This is a genomic window from Kitasatospora sp. NPDC057512, from assembly GCF_042802135.1.
Lineage (GTDB): Bacteria > Actinomycetota > Actinomycetes > Streptomycetales > Streptomycetaceae > Kitasatospora.
On the sequence record NZ_JBHVET010000897.1, the window covers coordinates 1 to 2993 of the forward strand.

2 protein-coding genes are annotated in these 2993 nt (G+C 72.7%); both read left to right on the forward strand.

The window, feature by feature from the left end; all coding sequences use genetic code 11:
- Positions 1–78 precede the first annotated feature (78 nt).
- Positions 79–852, forward strand: a complete 774-nt coding sequence (locus ACFU6K_RS35450) for a hypothetical protein (protein ID WP_380670206.1) — start codon at positions 79–81, stop codon at positions 850–852.
- A 327-nt stretch (positions 853–1179) separates the two neighbouring features.
- Entirely contained in the window at positions 1180–2703 is a 1524-nt protein-coding gene (locus ACFU6K_RS35455; RefSeq protein WP_380670208.1) for a CoA-acylating methylmalonate-semialdehyde dehydrogenase, read from the forward strand.
- Positions 2704–2993: the final 290 nt, after the last annotated feature.

Genomic DNA, 2993 nt, shown 5'->3' on the forward strand with positions numbered 1-2993 from the left:
CACCCGGGGCGCTCGGTAGCGCTCCGGGCGCCCGGCGACGGTGGCGCGCGGAGCGGGTGGTCGCGTCAGACTGGAGGCGTGACCACCGTCCCGCACGCCGTCGACGCGTCCCTCCGCCCGGGCCCCGCCCAGCTGCGCCTGGCCGCGTCGGCCGCACCCGTCTGCGACCGGTACGGCCTCGCCCTGGCCGGTGGGCACGCGCTGCGCGCCCACGGCGTCGCGGCCTGCCCGCAGGACGGGCTGACCCTGGCGACCGGCGGCGCCGACCTGCCGGAGGTGGCCGCCGCGCTGGGCGAGGCGTACCGGGCGGCGGGCGGCGGGGCCGCCGAGCGGCCGGGCACACCGCGGCTGGAACAGCTCACCGTCCGGCTGGCGCTGGGCGGGCGGTCACACTCGGTGGAACTGCGCAAGGAGCCGCTGGGACACCGGTCGGTCCGGCTCGACCTCGGCGCGCCCGGACCGGACGAGCCCCCGGTGGTGCTGCCGGTCGTCGCCCTGGAGGACGCGGCCGCGCTGACCACCGCGCTGCTCGTGGACCGGGGCATGCCGCGCGACCTGATCGACGTGCACGCCCTCACCCGCTGCTACCGGGAGGGCGAACTGCTCGCGCTGGCAGCCGAGTTGGACCCGGACTTCCAGCCCGCGGCGCTGGCCGAACGGCTGGAGGCGCTCGCCGAGGCGGCGGATGGGCGGTTCCGCGCCCGGGGCGTGCCGGCCGGGGAGGTGGCCGAGCTGAAGCGGTGGGCGCTGGCCTGGGCGCAGGACCTGCGACTGGACCTGCTGGAGACCCGGGAGGCGGCGGACGGGCTGCACGACCCGTACCTGGAGGAGCCGGAGGACGGGGAGTCCTGACGCCCGGCCCCGCGGGTGCCCGCGGTGACGGCTGCCCGCGGTGGGCGCCCGCGTCGTCGGGGCACTTGTGGTGGGGGCACTCGTGGTGAGGGCAGGCGTGCCGGGCCACGTGTGGCGGGTTCACACGTTCGGCCGAGTGACCGGACGACCTGTAAGGCTGAATCCACGATCCCCGTCAGCCTGTTCGTTGAGCTGCGCCGGAGCGGCCATCAGACTGGGAGGCGAGCGCGGTAGCCCCGTGATTTCCCGTCGCCCGGCCCACGTGCGGGCGGCGCCAGACCGGACCGGTGGCAGGACGCCGCCCGGGACTTCGGAGGCAGACGGACCTTGAGCAAGCACATCATTCACTGGATCGGCGGCAAGCCCGTCGCCACCGCCGGTGCGGCCCCCCGTCGCGGCGAGGTCTTCGACCCGGCCACCGGCCAGGTCGCCGGCCAGGTCGACTTCGCCGAGATCGCCGAGGTCGACCAGGCCGTGGCCGCCGCCGCCTCGGCCTTCACCGAGTGGCGCACCGCCTCGATCGCGAAGCGGACGACGGTGCTCTTCGCCTTCCGCGAGCTGCTGAACGCCCGCCGCGACGAGCTGGCCTCGATCATCGTGGCCGAGCACGGCAAGGTGCACTCCGACGCGCTGGGCGAGATCGCCCGCGGCCTGGAGGTCGTGGAGTACGCCTGCGGCATCCCGCAGCTGATCAAGGGCGGCTTCACCGAGCAGGCCTCGACGGGCGTCGACGTCTACTCGATCCGCCAGCCGCTCGGCCCGGTCGCGATCATCTCGCCGTTCAACTTCCCGGCCATGGTGCCGATGTGGTTCTTCCCGATCGCCATCGCGGCCGGCAACACCGTCGTGGTGAAGCCCTCGGAGAAGGACCCGTCCGCCGCCAACTTCCTCGCCGAGCTGTGGAAGGAAGCCGGCCTGCCGGACGGCGTCTTCAACGTCGTGCACGGCGACAAGGTGGCCGTCGACCGCCTGCTGGAGCACCCGGACATCAAGTCGGTCAGCTTCGTCGGCTCCACCCCGATCGCCCGCTACGTCTACGAGACCGGCACCCGCTACGGCAAGCGCGTGCAGGCCCTGGGCGGCGCCAAGAACCACATGCTGGTCCTGCCGGACGCCGACCTCGACCTCGCCGCCGACGCCGCCGTCAACGCGGGCTTCGGCGCGGCCGGCGAACGCTGCATGGCGGTGTCCGTGCTGGTCGCGGTCGACCCGATCGGCGACGAGCTGGTCGAGAAGATCAAGCAGCGGATCGCCACCCTGAAGGTCGGCCCGGGCTGCAACGGCGACTCCGAGATGGGCCCGCTGGTCACCGGCCAGCACCGGGACAAGGTCACCTCCTATGTGGAGTCCGGGGTCGCCGACGGCGCCGAGCTCGCGGTGGACGGCCGCAAGCACCCGGTCACCGCCGAGGACAGGAACGGCTCCCCGACGGCCGACGGCTTCTGGCTCGGCCCCACGCTGTTCGACCACGTGAAGCCCGGCATGTCCGTCTACAACGACGAGATCTTCGGCCCGGTCCTCTCGGTGGTGCGCGTCGACTCGTACGAGGAGGGCCTGGCGCTGATCAACGCCAACCCGTACGGCAACGGCACCGCCCTCTTCACCAACGACGGCGGCGCGGCCCGGCGCTTCCAGTTCGAGGTGGAGGTCGGCATGGTCGGCATCAACGTGCCGATCCCGGTCCCGGTCGCCTACTACTCCTTCGGCGGCTGGAAGGCCTCGCTGTTCGGCGACGCCCACGCGTACGGCCCGGACGGCGTGCAGTTCTTCACCCGGGGCAAGGCGGTGACCCAGCGCTGGCTGGACCCGTCGCACGGCGGCATCAACCTGGGCTTCCCCACCAACAGCTGATCCGCACGGCACCACCGGCCGGACCCCTCTCCCCGGGGTCCGGCCGGCCGTCTTTGCACGACGTTTGCATCGGGGCGTGGAAGCGCGTACAGTTCTTCGAGCTGCCTGGCAGGGAGCACCGGACACGCATCTGCGCGGACGGTCCCGCGGTAGCCAATCCTCTGAAACACCACTTTCCGGTTCGTGCCGGTCGTCTGCGCTTTTCGGCGCTGTGACCTGGTGCTTATTCGGCGTGCTCGTTTTATCGGGTTGCGGTCGGATTCGCTTTTCGGAGCGGGGATCGGCTAGAG